The sequence below is a fragment of the Aromatoleum petrolei genome, assembly GCF_017894385.1.
In the GTDB taxonomy this organism is placed as follows: domain Bacteria; phylum Pseudomonadota; class Gammaproteobacteria; order Burkholderiales; family Rhodocyclaceae; genus Aromatoleum; species Aromatoleum petrolei.
This window is the reverse complement of record NZ_CP059560.1, coordinates 2,052,535-2,068,703: the sequence shown is the minus strand read 5'-3', so window position 1 is coordinate 2,068,703 and position 16,169 is coordinate 2,052,535. Positions and strand designations below refer to the sequence as shown.

Below are 16,169 nucleotides of genomic sequence, written 5' to 3'. Positions count from 1 at the left end.
AGGTGGTCTGCCTGTCCACGAAGTAACGCTGTACTTGGCAACGTTCCGCAGACGTGGGCGCGCTGCTAACACCATTCATGGCGTCTGCACCATCTTGGCGCTGCTCTACCGGGAACTGGCCAAGGCTCGTGTTGACCTGCTTGAACGGTTGAGGCGGGGGCAATTCTTGACGGTGCCCGAACTCAACCGATTGGCGGATGCGGCTCAGTATCACGTCGCCGACCTTTCCCTTGAGGATGTCGGCGAGCCCGGTCCGTCCAACGTCGTTGATATGAAGCGAATCCGGATGCGCCGTAAAGTCGCAATCGAGGAGGTCAAGGCCGTGGATGTGGCGACTCAGGCGTCACGCATCCGGTACATGGCGAGCTACTTGGAGTTTCTCGCCACCTATTACGCCGCGACTCTGCCAGCGCTTCAAGGAAACTCGCTTAAGAGCGAGAGTGCTGACGCACTTAAAGTATTTCGCGCCCAGGTGCCTCAAGTATCCAAAAGGGCCAAGGTCGGCGCGCGAGAGGGGCTCTCAAAGGAGGACCAAGACCGGCTCGTTAAACTGGTTCACCCTGATTCGCCTGACAACCCTTGGGAGCGAGGATTCGTCCGTCGGCGGAACTGGCTGATTATTGTGCTCTTGCTCGCCACAGGTATGCGTCGTGGCGAACTGCTTGGTCTGCAGATTCGCGATTTGGAGCAACGCCTGCCGCAACTGCGCGTTCTCCGTCGGGCCGATGCAATAGAGGACCCCCGTCGCATCGAAGCAAGCACGAAGACCAACGACCGAATCTTGGAGTTGCGGCCAGCCATCATCAAAGCCGTCTGGCGCTATATCAGGGATGACCGAAACAAAATTAAAGTGGCTCGCAAGTATCCCCAGCTCATCGTCGCAGACGACGGACAGCCTTTGTCCTTGAAGAGCATCGACAAGATATTTGCGCAACTTCGCGAAGCCTGCCCAGGTCTGCCGGTCCGGCTGACGAGCCATGTCATGCGGCACACTTGGAACGAGCGCTTCTCCGAGCAGGCTGAATTGATGGGCCTGCAGGACGCTCTCGCAGAGATGGCCCGGAATGAACAACAGGGCTGGGTCTATAAGTCGCAGTCTGCTGCATTCTACACTCGTAAATTCACGAGCCGAAAAGGTCGAGAGCTCGCTCTGAAATTACAGGAACAGCTAGATGTCCCAGAAAACTGAGCTTCGGTCTTTCTCTGCGCTAGTTACCACGCTGCCGCAGCGCGTCTTCACCCGCAGCGGCGCTAGCTTCGACCCACGGGGCGACGTGTGGGAGTGGGCTGATGGGCCTTATGACGCGCGATTGGACTTTCGCCGTTACAGCAACGGATTTGAAGTCTTCGTCCCTTCGCTAAAGCAGGCGTTGATTCCTTACGTCAAGGGCCACTCATCTTCGCACGTCTCGAATCTCCAAAAGTCATTCTCGCACTTTGTGGACATTATCCAGAAATGCCCAGATGGGCCAATAAACGCGCAGCATATCTCGAACTATGCGGCCAGGTTGTCGCCTCACGAGGTGGGTCGGCTTGGGACTCTCAATGGACTGCTGCAGAAATGGGTGGCCTTGGGGTTGCCTGGCGTCGAGCCGGAGTGCGCCACATACCTGGAAGAGCGGCGGAAGCCTGGGAACAAAAAGGGAGAGGCCGTACGAACAAGAAATCCGGTCGCAGGCCCGTTCAGCGAGGGGGAATACACCGCTTTGTACTCGGCGGTGAACGCGGCCTACGGGCGAGGTGAGCTTCCGCTGTGGACGGTCCTGTTAACGCGACTCTTGCTTGCGTGCGGGGGCCGCATTTCCCAGTACGCATCTCTCAAAATTCTTGACTTTGATTGCGCCACCGCAGTCCTCAGCTTGCCGCAGGCGAAGACGAGAGAGGAACACATGCGGTCTAGCTTCCTGCAGTTTGACATCAGCCCCCAAACCGCACGGCTCATGTCTGACTACATAAGTGGATTGCGGGCGGAGGGCTATGAGCAAGAATCGGCATTCTTTCCCTCGGAACTAGTCATGCCGCGAAGGCCTAGAAAGCAACTTCGTGCAAAAGACGACCTGTTCTATGGGCATTGCATCCCCAGTGCTCTGTCGCAATGCTTCAAAACGCAAATGGCAGACATTGCGCCCCCAACGCCGAGACTTGACTTCGCGCCGACGCCATTGACGCCCAAGCGGTTCCGCTACACGTTCGGTACCCGACTGGCGGAGGAAGGTGCAAGCAAGGTGCTCATCGCGAACCGCCTAGGCCATGCTGACCTTCAAAACGTTGAGGTGTACGTTGCGAACTCACCGAAGATAGTCGAGAACCTGGACAGGACGATGGGCACATTGCTCGCCCCGCTCGCTCGGGCTTTCAAGGGGCAATTAGTCGAAGGTGAAGAGAGCAGCACCCAAAAAGGCGCTCCCGGCAGTCGCATTATTGACTTCCGCGTATCTCCAGCGCCTATCGGCAGTTGCGCGGGCAAGGGTGGCGGCTGCGCATTCAACAAGCCAGTGGCATGTTATTCGTGCTTCCGATTCGAGCCCTGGCTCGACGCTCCTCATGAAAAGGTGCTTCAGCGTCTCTATGCTGAGCGTGAGAAGTGGTCGGCCGACGACCGAATGGCTTCGGTGAACGACGAGCCAATCCGTGCGGTCCAGGAAGTCATCGCTCTGTGCGCCGAAATTTGGCAGCAGCGTGGCACGACGGGGGGTGGTGCATGAACGGCCCCAATGCCCCCATCCTCAACTTCACCCCCCGGGCTGAACTGGAGCCTTTGGCCAATCTCGAGGCCTTCATAGAGCTTTGTAAGCACTCTGAGGTGCTTGGCGCCAGCACACAATTCGACAACAACGTTTGGGATTTGGGTTACTTCAGAGGGCAGAACAAGGTCAACAGGGCAGTGTTCAGCACGCATGAGGCTGCAAAGAAAGACAAACCGGAGCCGAGCCTGCCCCAACCGTTCCTTGACTTTGCAAAGGCGGCACTTGTTTATCTCCACGACAAGAATCCCGTGGAGTCGCAAAGTCAACGAATCGCCGCGCTGCGATGCTTGGAAGCGGCCTTGCGTCAGTCGAGCAAGGGCTCGCGGCCCACGGCAGTCGATGAAACGGTGCTGGACTGTGCGGTCGAACTCGCCAAGCAGGTGTCGGCGGGCGTGGCCTACCGTATTGCAGGCCAACTCGCATCTATCGCGGACTTCATGCGCTCGAAGGGCTTCATTTCGCTTCGACAGCGTTGGATGCACGGAGTCAAAAAGCCAGGGGAAACGGGGTCTCGCATCTCGAAGGAAGCCCTCAAGGCGCGCCAGGACAAGTTGCCGTCCGCAGCGGCGCTCCGTGCTCTTGGGGGCATCTTCTTTGATGCCTTCAAGCCAGCAGATGTCTTGGTTGCTAGCGAGACAGCTTTGATGCTCTGCGCGCCGGAGCGCATCAATGAAGTACTCCGGCTACGGCGCAACTGCGTGGTCGAGGGTGACGGCGAATATCACGGAAAGCTCGGGTTGCGCTGGGCGGGGTCGAAGGGCTTTGAAGACACCGTCAAGTGGCTACCGTCTGAGATGGCGCCCATCGCCCGCCAAGCCGTTGCGAATATTCTTCGGGTGACGACCCCCGCCCAGCAGTTGGCCGCTTGGTATACCGCGAACCCGAGGAAGCTGTACCTCCATGACGAAGCCGCGCACCTTAGGAGTAAGGAGGTCCTGACGTTGAATGACATCGGTCTCATCCTGTGGGGTGGGAGGGCGGAGAAGAGTTCCGCGGTCAACTGGGCTCGCCTTGTCAAAAAGTTGCCCCAGCAGCCTCTCGGTGGGCGTCGTATCGGTTACCTGTTCGAAGACGTTGAACGGGCAGTCATCGCGATGCTTCCAGAAACGTTTCCGTACGTGCCTGGTGCTCCTGAACTGCTTTGCCAAGACGCTATGGCCGTGATGCGGACCAACGAGATGCACTCGGAAAAGGCCACTTATCTGTGCATGTTCAGCTGCGTCGATGAAGGTGTTATCACCAATCACTTCGGGGCTCGTGAGGATAGAAGCTCTATGTTTGAGCGCTTCACCTACACCGAGGACGATGGGTCACCAATTCAGCTTCGGAGCCACAGTCTGCGCCACTACCTGAACATGCTTGCGCAAACCGGGGGGTTGAGCAGCACCGAGATTGCGATTTTCTCTGGTCGGAAGGATGTGGCGCAGAACCGCGCCTACGACCACAGGACCTCCGAGGAGGTGCAGGCGCCCATCAGTCGAGCCTTGAAGGAAGGCTTTACGTCTGAGTTGGAGCCCCTCGTCAGCGGGAGCAGGGGCCTCGTGACGCGGAGCGAGTTCAAAGGCCTGGGGCTCACTGCTGCGCACACGACGGAGTTCGGTTGGTGCCCCCATGACTTCGCGAGTGAGCCGTGTCAGATGTACCGCGACTGCATCAACTGCGAAGAGCACGAATGCATCAAGGGAGAGGAGCATAAGGAGGCGAACCTGCGGCTGCTCAAGAGCGAGACCGAGTACCTTTTGAGGCAAGCCCAAGAAGCGCTGAGCGAAGAGGACTACGGCGCGGATACATGGGTCAAACATCAGATTGAAACTGTCGAGCGAGTCAATGCTCTCCTTTCGATTCTGGACGACCCCGCGGTGTCAGTTGGTGCGCGGATTAGGCTGGATGTGGCCAACGCTCCGCTCATTACGGCTAACAACGCCCATCCTGTCAAGATAGCCAAGAACACACGCAGAAAGGCGCTGGCATGAAGAAGAACAGGGCACCGGACCTGACCGCTGAACGCATCGCCTTCGTACTCGACACCCTCGATACTTGGAAGGGCAAGCTGACGTGGGAGCTCTTGTTAGCCTCGGTCGAGGCCAAGACGGGGATACGCTACTCGAGGTTTACGTTCGCCGACTATCCCCAGATTGCGAACGCGTTCTCGATAAAGAAAGACGCGCTGAGGGGGACCTTGCCGCGCTCGCGTGGCGAGCCTCGGGACGAACGGGTGCGTGCGGCACTTGCGCAAGCTGAACGCTACAAGGCCAAGGTAGACCGGCTGGAGGCGGAAAACCAGCTTCTGACGGAACAGTTCGTGACGTGGGCGATTAACGCCGAGCGCAAGGGCGTCACGATGGACATGCTGAATACCCCGCTTCCCAAGCCCGAGCGAGACCGCTCCAAAGGGGTCAAGTAATGGCAAGCGGACAGCAGTTGGCCGAGGAAAACGTCCGCAGGTTCACGACCTGGGCGGCTTCGAAGACCGATGATGACTTCCGCAACATGGTAGTGCGCGCGGTCTTGTCACGCGCAGAGATTGCGGCGGAGTGCGGCTTTGCCAAGTCGGCCTTGGCACAAAACCCACGCATCAAGGAGGCCCTCAAACAGCTAGAGGATGGGTTACGGCAACGTGGCGTTCTGCCGCCCCCGATTGCCGTGACCCAGGCATCAGGCGAAGCCACAGAGCCACCCATGCGCGAGGTGGGCGGCCAGCGAGCCATGCTCGACACCGAGCGCCTGCGGCGTCTCGAACAGGAAAACGCCAGCCTCCGGGCGGAGAACGGCGAACTCAAACGACAGCTCGAGCGTTACGCCGTCTTGCAAGAGGCTCTGTCGCTCACGGGCAGGGTGCCGCGGTGAACGACGTACGCACCCTGCGGGTGTCGTCCATCCGCAGCCAGAATCCGCGTGGGTTCGGCGGGTGCATCTTCACCGGCATCCCCATTGATGACAGTGGCACGGTGCAGGATGCAAGCGCCTACTATGTCGTCCGCGCAAGCAGCGACCTTCTCGGAACGACCCGTGTTCAGCCTGGCCAGTGGTGGCGCGTAGCCGGCGAACCGGTCGAGAATGTGCTCGCGGTCAACGGCTATCGCATCACCGAATGGCAAATCGAGCCGAGCGACATGAATCTCGCGCTGCCGTCGGGCGAACACATCATTACCCTGATGGCCGAAAGTGCCGATTTTCAGGGTATCGGGCGGGTAAAGGCCCGCCGGCTGTGGGAAACGTTCAACGAGGACCTCTACGGCATCCTCGACCAGGGCGATTTCTCGGCGCTCACTGCCGTGCTGACGGAAGAGAGTGCTCGCCAAGTCATCGCCGCTTGGCAGCTCTATGGCGATACCCGGACCCTGCAATGGCTGGAGAGGCATGGCTTCGATGCGGCGGTCGGGCGTAAGGTCGTCGCCTTCTTCGGGACCGAGACGCCCGACCGCATCGAGGCGGACCCATATCGGCTGCTGAGCTTCTGTGCGACGTGGCAGCAGGTCGATGCATTGGCTCGGGATGAATTTGGTATCGCGGAGACAGACCCGCGCCGACTCCAAGGAGCGGTCGAGGAGGCTCTGTATCGGCTTTTCGGTGCCGGACATACCTGCGCCCGGCTTTCGATGCTCTTGGACCGCCTTGCGCCCATCTTGCACGTCTCAGAGGGCAATTCGCAGTGGCGACAGTTGGTTCCAGACGTTCTGGCGGAGGGGTTGTCGAACGGTAGCTACATTATCGGCACTGAGCACGATGTCCACCCCGTCGGGCCCTACGTCATGGAGGCCACGGTGGCACGCGCCGTCGTGGACCGACTGGTCAAGGTGACGGAGGCGCAACTGCTCACCGCGGGCGAGGTCGAGACAGGCATCGCCGAGTACGAGGCGAGCGAAGGAATCGCGCTCAACGACGAGCAGCGCCTTGCCGTACAGACCGCAGCCGCCAATGCCTTTGCCATCATCACGGGAGGCGCGGGGGTCGGGAAGACTACTGTCCTGAAGGGGCTCTACCAGATTTACGACCGAGCCGGCGTGCGTGTCGTTCAGATGGCGCTGGCCGGACGGGCTGCGAAACGAATGCAGGAGGCTACTGGCCGCCCTGCGTCCACCATCGCCAGTTTCCTGCGCAACACGAAGGATGAGGACCTCGCTGGCCCGGTTGTGGCGGTGGTCGATGAAGCGAGCATGGTCGATATCATCACCATGCATCGTCTTTGTGAGCTTCTTCCACCGCACGTTCGTCTGGTCCTCGTCGGTGACCCGAGCCAGTTGATGCCCGTCGGCCCCGGTTTGGTGCTCCACGCGTTATCTCGACAACCTGGAGTTCCGTCCGTAGAGCTCACCGTGGTTAAGCGCTATGGAGGGGAGATTGCTGAGGCTGCGGCGGCAATCCGCGCGGGCATCTGGCCCGAGTTGCCGGCGGTCGAGTCGGCGCCGATTGCTTTTATTCCTTGCGCGACATCGGCCAGGAGAGGGGGCGCTGAACCAGCCGACACGCTGGCAGAGACTGTTTTCCGGCTGTACCGACAATCCCCTGATGACGCACAAATTCTTTCGCCTCGACGCAGCGGAGCAGGGGGTGTCGCCGGATTGAATGCTTTGTGCCAGGAGCGCATGGCAGGAGAGGCGCAGCCGCTGCTGGTCTGGAGCGACCAGCATGAATCGATGGCAGGCACCGGCTTTCGCCTTGGAGACCCGTTGCTCTGTACCCGGAACTTGTGGGATTGGGGGCTACAAAACGGTTCGCTCGGTAGGCTGGTCCAAATCGAGGCCTCCCCAAGGCTCATTACCGGCGAAAACGGGGAGGAACTCGGGCTCGCCCTCGCATGGGCTGAATGGGATGACGGTGAGCGCCGACCTATCTTTGAGTCCATGCTGGACGACTTGGAGTTGGGGTATGCCATCACGGTCCACAAGGCGCAGGGGTCGCAGTGGCCTCGCGTGATTGTGCCCGTCACCGGCAATCGGCTTCTTGACCGGACACTTCTGTACACCGCGGTCACGAGGGCACAACGGCAGGTCATTCTTGTCGGAGACCAGGCGGCCGCACGGCGGGCGGTAGAAAGCCTTCCGCGCTCCCATGAGCGGCATGTGGCGCTGGGCTCGCTGCTTCGGCGGAACCTTGCGGAGCGGACGACCCCTGTTGAGAAGCGATAACTCGCGGCCCATGCTGATTGAGACGTGAGTTATGCAGTTATGTCCTGCTACGATGATATGTGGTAATTCGTGAGTTCGGGGCTCAGATGACTGACGCCGGGGCTGCAAGAACGTCGTAAATTTCGTGGCACGAACTGTCGCAATCGCAGGAGGCTGAAATGTCAATTGCGTCGTGGGTGGGTCGGGTGCGTACTATGTTCGCAGGGAGTGAGCGGGATACGGAGGTCATCGCGGATAGTGCCCGGCGACTTGTTGAAATCATCAATGAGTCATTGCAGTTGTCGAACCGTTCAACAAATCCCGAGACGAAGGTTTCTCGGCTAAACCTTGCTAAAGCGAAGCTCGCCGAGCTCATCGAGCTGGTCAGCCATCATAGTTTTTTGGAACTCACGAGCTTGCCTGGCGTCCAGAAATCGATTCAGGATTTGGAGCGTGAATACGCTGACGCGGGCTACTATGCCCAAGTAAATCCGGAGGACATCGGGTCGGAGCTCACCTACAGCCGCACGGTGGGCGAGAGGCAGGACACGCCAGTTTCGGTGTGGGGCAATAACGACCTTGTGGACGGGGTCGTTTTTTTCGCGACACTACAGCTTCGTACCCCGTTGAGAGTGCTCAGTCGCCACAAGGAAGTGTATTCCGGCTCGGGCGTGCCCCCCACCATTGCGACGGAGGCTTGGCACGGTGTCTGGCTTCCTAGGTTGCGCGCAGAGCCAAACGCCTCACATGACGAGGATTCTACTGTGGCATCAGATGTCGGGCCGGTGCCGGATGGGGGGAGAGAATATCTGAGATTTCTGGTGGCTGTCCGGGGTATTGTTGAGCAGAATGTTCCGGTCAAGGATAGGATGGCTCAACTAAAAACTGAGCTTGCTAACGAAAGTTGGAGTAAGTTCGTGCGCAAACTCGGTGGAAAACAGGCTGTTGTCGAAAGATTCTTCCCCCGCTTCGTGAATACACTGCCGGGACTTTCGGAGGTGACCAAAGCAGAGCTTTGGAAGTTAAGGCTCCGAACGCCGAGCGTCATCGAGACCTCACCTGATGCAACATTGCTGGCCGTAAGAGGACTTGGGCCGGCGAAGCTACGACGGATTCGCGAGCTCAGCGTCCCTGTACCAAACACTGAATGCGAATATGCCGACCTCGTCGAACGGTAACCCGAGCGGGTAGGCGCCGTGGTCGATAGCTCTGGGCGGGGTGGCGGTTCTCCAAGTTGCGCCCGTGGAGTCTGACTGCGGCGATGTTGCCCTTCGCTGCGAATGTTGACTCGCGTATGCTATACACTGAAGAAACCTAGACGCGTCTCCGCTAGCTAGGTTACAAAATCATGGAGGTAGCAATGGATAGAAAACCTACACCCCCGCGTGGCTGAAGCGCTCCGCAAGCCTGTCGAGGTCAGGGTCCTCCCAATAGGCCCGCAAGTCGTGTTCACCTTGCACGTTGTGCTCTGCGTTTGGGCGCAGAGTGACGGAAATAGACGGTTCGAGTTCCAACGCTCGTTGTAGGTAGGAGAGTAGCTTCGGCTTATCTGCGCAGAGGGCAGCATAGCAGGCGGTGTTGTATAGGGCCGTTGCAGACGGCTTTCCGAGCCCGCAGGCCGCTTCTGCGCTAGCTAGTGCAGCCGTTGGTTGTTCGCTTCGCTTTTGCGAATAAGCCAGGTTTAACCAAAGCCAAGACTGCATGGACTCATCTTCCAAAGCGGAGGCATTCTTGACTGCCTCCGAGAGCCAGTCTGCCGAGTCTCGCCACATTGCCTTCGCCTCATCGGTGTGAGCGTCAAGGAGGCTGGCGCGAATTCCTAGATAGTCGCCAAAGGCTCCTTGGCCCAAAGCGCGGATGCTCTTCGCTGCGCTGTCCTTAAATTTTTCAATTTCGCGCTGTCCTTCGGCGCGAACTGCCTCAAACTCCCGCTGCAGGGTTTCGAGCTTAATCCGCTGTGCTGCCAAGGTGGCATCGTGTTTGGTGTCGACATTGCCGAGCTGTCGTAAGCGTTCGTCGAGCTCCTTGAGTTTTGGATTAAGTTCCTTCTCAATATGCGCCTTGGCGAAATCGGGCAATGTCTTGAAGCCCAGATAGGCGCCCAGTGCCGTGAGAATCCCCACGAAGGCGCCTAGGAAGGAAAGCAGGGACGTCTGCGAACTCCGCACCTCATTCATGGTGGTTTCAGCCGCTTTGATTGCCGTCTGCGCGACTGCTAGCGTCTGGTTCGCTGTCTTCTCGGTGACGCTGATAGCTTGGTTTGCCGAGTCGAATACGTGCCGGGTTAGCGGGCTCACCTCCTGGTTCGGCGTTGGCTGCGCAGAAGGCTGCACAGCAGGCTGGCCAACGGAAGCGGCCGGTTGCGAAGCTGCTGGGGGGACGGTCATACAAAGGCCGACCACGGCTACCAATGCGGCCATTGTGTGTGGAGTCGTTTTCACCGCGGTGTTCCCCGGAAAATGTGCCGTAGGCATGATACCCGGACTGCGGTTCGTGACCCCATTCTTCGGCCGAAGTGGGGGCCAATCGCAAGGTCGCGTTGGACCTCCCGTTGGAGTGTTTCCTGGCAGAGGTATCTATCGTTGAGTCGGTCTAACGCTACCCACAAATGCTGTCCAGCAGGGCTCATATGCAGTGAAAACCACATCCTTCGCAACGAGTACCAACAATAATATCGTGTCGCTGCAATCAAAAATGGCTTACTCACTCACATCGAGCTGACTAACAACAAGTTTTTGTAGGCATAACCGTTTTGAAGACGAATTTCTTCCGGTTGTAAACAACGAATGCGAAGCCCGGCGGCTTCGCATTTTTCGTTTGTGCCGTTCCGAACGGCACGCGGGGCTGCGTGCTCTGCCCGGCTCCGCGCCCAGGCGAAGCCGTCATGCCGCCCGTGCTGACACGGACGGTTTCCGCCGCTTCCCTTTTCTCCTGTTTCGTATCGTCCGGACGCCCTGACCGGTGACCGGTGCGTCCGTTCGACTTCCGGACGGACATCCAGTTTCTGGTCGTACGTCCCGCGTGCCGTTTCGTGTTGCGGCGCACGAGGTGCGCGCCGTTTCTCCCTCATTTCCGAGCGCATCGCCCTGTTGCATCGCAGCGGCCGGAATCTGGCACGTCCGCTGCAACAGGACTCGCGGGGGCCGGCAGCATCGGCGACTCGACAATCCAGGAGATGATGGAGACAAACATGGAAGTCCAACAGGCAGCATCACAAGTACAGGTGATGGGCATCGATGCCGGCGGCACGATGACCGATACCTTCTTCGTGCGCGCCGACGGTCGTTTCGTCGTCGGCAAGGCTCAGAGCAACCCCGGGGACGAATCGCTGGCGATCTTCAACTCGTCGCAGGACGCGCTGGCCCACTGGGGCCGCGAGGTCGACGACGTGTATCCCGAGCTCGTCACCTGCGTGTATTCCGGCACCGCGATGCTGAACCGCATCCTGATGCGCAAGGGCCTCGACGTGGGCCTGATCTGCAACCGCGGCTTCGAGCAGATTCACTCGATGGGGCGCGCGCTGCAGAGCTACCTCGGCTATGCGCTCGAGGACCGCATCCACCTCAACACCCACCGTTACGACGAGCCGCTGGTGCCGGTGTCGCGGACCCGCGGCGTGACCGAGCGGACCGACGTGCAGGGCAAGATCGTGATCCCGCTGCGCGAGGACGAGGTGCGCCAGGCCACCCGCGAACTGGTCGAAGCCGGGTCGCAGGCGGTCGTGATCTGCCTGCTGCAGTCGCACAAGAACGAGGCGAGCGAGCAGCAGGCGCGCGACGTCGTCAAGGACGAGCTGAAGAGGCTCAAGGTGGACATCCCGGTGTTCGCGTCGGTGGACTACTACCCTTCGCGCAAGGAAAGCCACCGCATGAACACGACCATCTTGGAAGCCTATGGCGCCGAGCCCTCGCGCCAGACGCTGAAGAAGGTCAGCGACCGCTTCAAGAAGCACGGCGCGAAGTTCGACCTGCGCGTGATGGCGACGCACGGCGGCACGATCTCATGGAAGGCGAAGGAGCTCGCGCGCACCATTGTCTCCGGTCCGATCGGCGGCGTGATCGGCTCGAAGCTGCTGGGCGAGTACCTCGGTGACGAGAACATCGCGTGCTCGGACATCGGCGGCACTTCGTTCGACGTGGCGCTGATCACCAAGGGCAGCTTCGCGATCAAGTCGGATCCGGACATGGCGCGCCTGGTGCTGTCGCTGCCGCTGGTGGCGATGGACTCGGTGGGTGCGGGCGCGGGCAGCTTCGTGCGCCTCGACCCGTACAGCAAGTCGATCAAGCTGGGCCCCGACAGCGCCGGCTACCGTGTTGGCACCTGCTGGCCGGAAAGCGGACTGGACACGGTGTCGGTGTCCGACTGCCACGTCGTGCTGGGCTACCTGAACCCGGACAACTTCCTCGGCGGCGCGATCAAGCTGGACGTGCAGCGCGCCCGCGACCACATCAAGGCGCAGATCGCCGATCCGCTGGGGCTGTCGGTGGAGGACGCGGCGGCCGGCGTGATCGAGCTGCTGGACCTGACGCTGTCCGAGTATCTGCGTGCCAACATCAGTGCCAAGGGCTACAACCCGGCGGAGTTTACGTGCTTCTCGTACGGCGGCGCCGGGCCGGTGCATACCTACGGCTACACGGAGGGCGTGGGCTTCAAGGACGTGGTCGTGCCTGCGTGGGCGGCGGGTTTCTCGGCCTTCGGTTGCGCGTGCGCGGACTTCGAGTATCGCTATGACAAGTCGGTCGATCTCGGCGTCGCGCAGTTTGCCAGCGATGCGGAGAAGGCCGCGGCCTGCGCCAGCCTTCAGGAAGCCTGGGAAGAGCTGGCGGTGAAGGTCATCGACGAGTTCGTGATCAACGGCTACAAGCCGGAAGACGTGCTGCTGATCCCCGGCTACAAGATGCAGTACATGGGCCAGCTGAACGATCTCGAGATCGTCTCCCCGGTGTCCACCGCGGCGACGGCGGGTGACTGGAACCAGATCATCGAGGCCTTCGAGAACACCTACGGCCGCGTCTATGCCAACTCGGCGCGTTCGCCGGAGCTGGGCTTCTCGATCACCGGCGCGATCCTGCGCGGCATGGTGGTGACGCAGAAACCGGTGCTGCCGGAAGACCCGGACGCCGGCCCGACGCCGCCGAAGGAAGCCTATCTCGGCACCCGTCCGTTCTACCGGCACAAGCGGTGGGTCGAGGCTGCGCTGTGGAAGATGGAATCGCTCAAGGCCGGCAACCACATCGTTGGACCCGCGATCATCGAATCGGACGCCACGACCTTCGTCGTGCCCGACGGCTTCGAGACGACGGTCGACAAGCACCGCCTGTTCCATCTCAAAGAAGTGAAGTGAGGAGACCTGCCATGAACATGATGACAAACAAGGAACTCGGCTTCGCCGACCTGCTGAAGAACGGCCAGACGCTAAAGCAGTTCCGCGACGGCATCATCGAGCGCACCAAGACCAGCGGTTACTACAACGGCATCGAGAAGCTCGAATTCCGGGACAGCGATCCGATCGGCTACGAGAAGCTGTTCTCCAAGCTGCGCGGCGGCCTCGTGCATGCCCGCGAGACCGCGAAGAAGATCGCCGCCAGCCCGATCGTCGAGCAGGAAGGCGAGCTGTGTTTCACGCTCTATAACGCCGCCGGCGACTGCATCCTGACCTCGACCGGGATCATCATCCACGTCGGGACGATGGGCGCGGCGATCAAGTACATGATCGAGAACAACTGGGAAGGCAACCCCGGCATCAATCCCGGCGACATGTTCACGACCAACGACTGCGCGATCGGCAACGTCCACCCGTGCGACATCGCGACCATCGTGCCGATCTTCTGGGAAGGCAAGCTGATCGGCTGGGTCGGCGGCGTCACCCACGTCATCGACACCGGCTCGGTGACCCCGGGCTCGATGTCCACCGGCCAGACGCAGCGCTTCGGCGACGGCTACATGATCACCTGCCGCAAGACCGGCATCAACGACGAGCCGCTGCGCGACTGGCTGCACGAGTCGCAGCGCTCGGTGCGCACGCCCAAGTACTGGATCCTCGACGAGAAGACCCGGATCGCCGGCTGCCACATGATCCGCGAGCTGGTCGAGGAGGTGATCCGCGCCGACGGCCTCGAGGCCTATGAGAAGTTCGGCTTCGAAGTCATCGAGGAAGGCCGCCGCGGGCTGATGAGCCGCGTCAAGGCGATGACGCTGCCGGGCAAGTACCGCAAGGTGTCCTTCGTCGATGTGCCGTACAAGCACGAGGACGTGCAGGTGTCGAACGCCTTCGCCAAGCTCGACTCGATCATGCACTCGCCGGTCGAGATGACGATCCGCCCGGACGGCAAGTGGCGGCTCGACTTCGAGGGGGCGAGCCGTTGGGGCTGGCATACCTTCAACGCGCACCAGGTGGCCTTCACGTCGGGCATCTGGGTGATGATGTCGCAGACCCTGGTGCCCACCCAGCGCATCAACGACGGTGCCTACTTCGCAACCGAGTTCAAGCTGCCGAAGGGCACGTGGTGCAACCCGGACGACCGCCGTACCGGCCACGCCTACGCCTGGCACTTCCTGGTCTCCGGCTGGGCGGCGCTGTGGCGCGGTTTGAGCCAGTCCTACTTCAGCCGCGGCTACCTGGAGGAGGTCAACGCCGGCAACGCCAACACCTCCAACTGGCTGCAGGGCGGCGGTATCAACCAGGACGGCGAGATCCACGCGGTGAATAGCTTCGAAGCATCGAGCTGCGGCACCGGCGCCTGCGCGGTCAAGGACGGCCTCAACCACGCCGCCGCGATCTGGAACCCGGAAGGCGACATGGGCGACATCGAGATCTGGGAGATGGCCGAGCCGCTCCTGTATCTGGGCCGCAACGTCAAGGCCAACTCCGGCGGCTACGGCAAGTACCGCGGTGGTTGCGGTTTCGAGACGCTGCGCATGGTGTGGAATGCCCAGGACTGGACGATGTTCTTCATGGGCAACGGCTACATGAACAGCGACTGGGGAATGATGGGGGGCTACCCGTCGGCGACCGGCTATCGCTTCGAGGCGCACAAGACCGGCCTGGAGCAACGCATCGCGATCGGCGACTCGCTGCCGCTGGGCGGCGACCTCGACCCGACGCGTCCGGACTACGAGCGCCACATCGACGCGACGGCCGTGGTCAAGCGCGACAAGCAGTGCATGACGACCGAGGACTGCTACGACAACCACGACCTGTACCTGAACTACCTGCGCGGCGGCCCCGGCTTCGGGGATCCGATCGATCGCGAGCCGAAGGCGATCGAGAACGACCTGAACCAGAAGTTCCTGCTGCCGGAGTACGCGCAGAAGGTCTATGGGGCGGTCTTCACGCAGGACGCGAAGGGCGTGTTCACGGTGGATCCCGCGAAGACCGCTGCCCGTCGTGCGGAGATGCGCAAGGAGCGGCTCGCCCGTGCGCTGCCGACCCGCGAGTGGATGAAGGAAGAGCGCGAACGCATCGTGAGTAAGCATGCCGCGGTGCAGGTGCAGCACATGTTCGCGACCAGCTTCGCGCTGTCCGAGAAATTCACGAACGAGTTCAAGGCCTTCTGGAACCTGCCGGCCGACTGGCAGCTGCTGGAGTCCGAGCTGGGCGTGCCGTCCTACGGCGCCAAGCACCGCATGGACCTGTCGCTGCTGCCCGACGTCACGACCGTCGTCCAGGTCGAAGAGTAATCACCGAATCGAGGAGTTGGAAAATGTCTACCTACACCAATGAGCAGGTCGCCCACCTCGTCGAAGGCTCGCTCGACTGGGAAACCACCTTCCGCATGCTGTCGATGCCCAAGGACAACAGCCGCTTCGAGCAGTACCTGAAGGCGCTGCAGGACAAGGTCACGTTCCCCCACAAGATCGTCCTGCCGCTGGGGCCCCACCTCTACATCGTGCAGGACGCGAAGACCAAGCAGTGGGTCACGATGTGCGATTGCGGCCACGACTTCGGCGATTACCGCGAGAACTGGAAGCTGAAGGCGGCGATCTACGTGCGCGACACCGAGGAGGCGATGACCGAGGTGTATCCCAAGCTGATGGCGCCGGATACCCAGTGGCAGGTGTACCGCGAGTACTACTGCCCGACCTGCGGGACGATGCACGACGTCGAGGCGCCGACCCCATGGTACCCGGTGATTCACGACTTCGAGCCGGACATCGAGGCGTTCTACAAGGAGTGGGTGGGTCTGCCGGTCCCTGAAAAAGCGGCCTGAGCCGTCCTGGCCGGGCGGTAGGCCCGGCGCCTGCGGGCCGGTGCCTCCCTTGCGGAGGTGCCGGCCGGGGCACCCGGGGCCGGGCAGGCCCCGAAATCTTCCGA

General features: G+C 61.0%; 11 protein-coding genes. 10 read left to right on the top strand and 1 reads right to left on the bottom strand.

Annotated elements, in window-relative coordinates; all coding sequences use genetic code 11:
• Positions 1-94: 94 nt before the first annotated feature.
• The 7 genes from ToN1_RS09420 to ToN1_RS09390 all read left to right on the top strand — a co-directional run bounded on the left by ToN1_RS09420 (position 95) and on the right by ToN1_RS09390 (position 9,033).
• The gene (locus tag ToN1_RS09420; protein WP_210148078.1) at positions 95-1,189 is read left to right on the top strand and encodes a tyrosine-type recombinase/integrase; all 1,095 of its coding nucleotides are present in this window, start codon (positions 95-97) and stop codon (positions 1,187-1,189) included.
• Complete coding sequence (locus ToN1_RS09415) at positions 1,173-2,705, top strand: site-specific integrase (RefSeq protein ID WP_169206210.1); 1,533 nt, start codon at positions 1,173-1,175, stop codon at positions 2,703-2,705. Before ToN1_RS09420 ends, ToN1_RS09415 begins: the two co-directional genes overlap by 17 nt.
• A complete protein-coding gene (locus tag ToN1_RS09410) occupies positions 2,702-4,720 on the top strand; it encodes an integrase (protein ID WP_169206209.1) in 2,019 nt (672 codons plus the stop codon). Before ToN1_RS09415 ends, ToN1_RS09410 begins: the two co-directional genes overlap by 4 nt.
• Positions 4,717-5,151 carry a hypothetical protein gene (locus ToN1_RS09405; RefSeq protein WP_169206208.1) on the top strand — a complete coding sequence of 145 codons (435 nt, stop codon included), beginning with the start codon at positions 4,717-4,719 and terminating at the stop codon, positions 5,149-5,151. The genes ToN1_RS09410 and ToN1_RS09405 overlap by 4 nt, the downstream gene beginning before the upstream one ends.
• Positions 5,151-5,594, top strand: coding sequence for a VPA1267 family protein (locus ToN1_RS09400; protein ID WP_169206207.1), 444 nt, complete (start codon positions 5,151-5,153; stop codon positions 5,592-5,594). The genes ToN1_RS09405 and ToN1_RS09400 overlap by 1 nt, the downstream gene beginning before the upstream one ends.
• Positions 5,591-7,876: an ATP-dependent DNA helicase gene (locus ToN1_RS09395; RefSeq protein ID WP_169206206.1), complete on the top strand. Its 2,286-nt coding sequence runs from the start codon at positions 5,591-5,593 to the stop codon at positions 7,874-7,876. The genes ToN1_RS09400 and ToN1_RS09395 overlap by 4 nt, the downstream gene beginning before the upstream one ends.
• 158 nt (positions 7,877-8,034) lie before the next feature.
• A complete protein-coding gene (locus ToN1_RS09390) occupies positions 8,035-9,033 on the top strand; it encodes a hypothetical protein (RefSeq protein WP_169206205.1) in 999 nt (332 codons plus the stop codon).
• A gap of 195 nt (positions 9,034-9,228) precedes the next feature.
• Here ToN1_RS09390 and ToN1_RS09385 read toward each other — a convergent pair whose 3' ends face one another.
• A complete protein-coding gene (locus ToN1_RS09385; RefSeq protein ID WP_169206204.1) occupies positions 9,229-10,275 on the bottom strand; it encodes a hypothetical protein in 1,047 nt (348 codons plus the stop codon).
• Positions 10,276-11,045: 770 nt separating this feature from the next.
• Here ToN1_RS09385 and ToN1_RS09380 point away from each other — a divergent pair.
• The 3 genes from ToN1_RS09380 to ToN1_RS09370 are packed head-to-tail and all read left to right on the top strand — an operon-like array spanning position 11,046 to position 16,065.
• Positions 11,046-13,199: a hydantoinase/oxoprolinase family protein gene (locus tag ToN1_RS09380; RefSeq protein WP_169206203.1), complete on the top strand. Its 2,154-nt coding sequence runs from the start codon at positions 11,046-11,048 to the stop codon at positions 13,197-13,199.
• Between the two features lie 11 nt (positions 13,200-13,210).
• The gene (locus ToN1_RS09375; protein WP_169206202.1) at positions 13,211-15,535 is read left to right on the top strand and encodes a hydantoinase B/oxoprolinase family protein; all 2,325 of its coding nucleotides are present in this window, start codon (positions 13,211-13,213) and stop codon (positions 15,533-15,535) included.
• 23 nt (positions 15,536-15,558) lie between these two features.
• Positions 15,559-16,065 (top strand): acetone carboxylase subunit gamma, encoded by a 507-nt coding sequence (locus ToN1_RS09370; RefSeq protein ID WP_169206201.1) that lies wholly within the window; start codon positions 15,559-15,561, stop codon positions 16,063-16,065.
• The last annotated feature ends 104 nt before the right edge of the window (positions 16,066-16,169 follow it).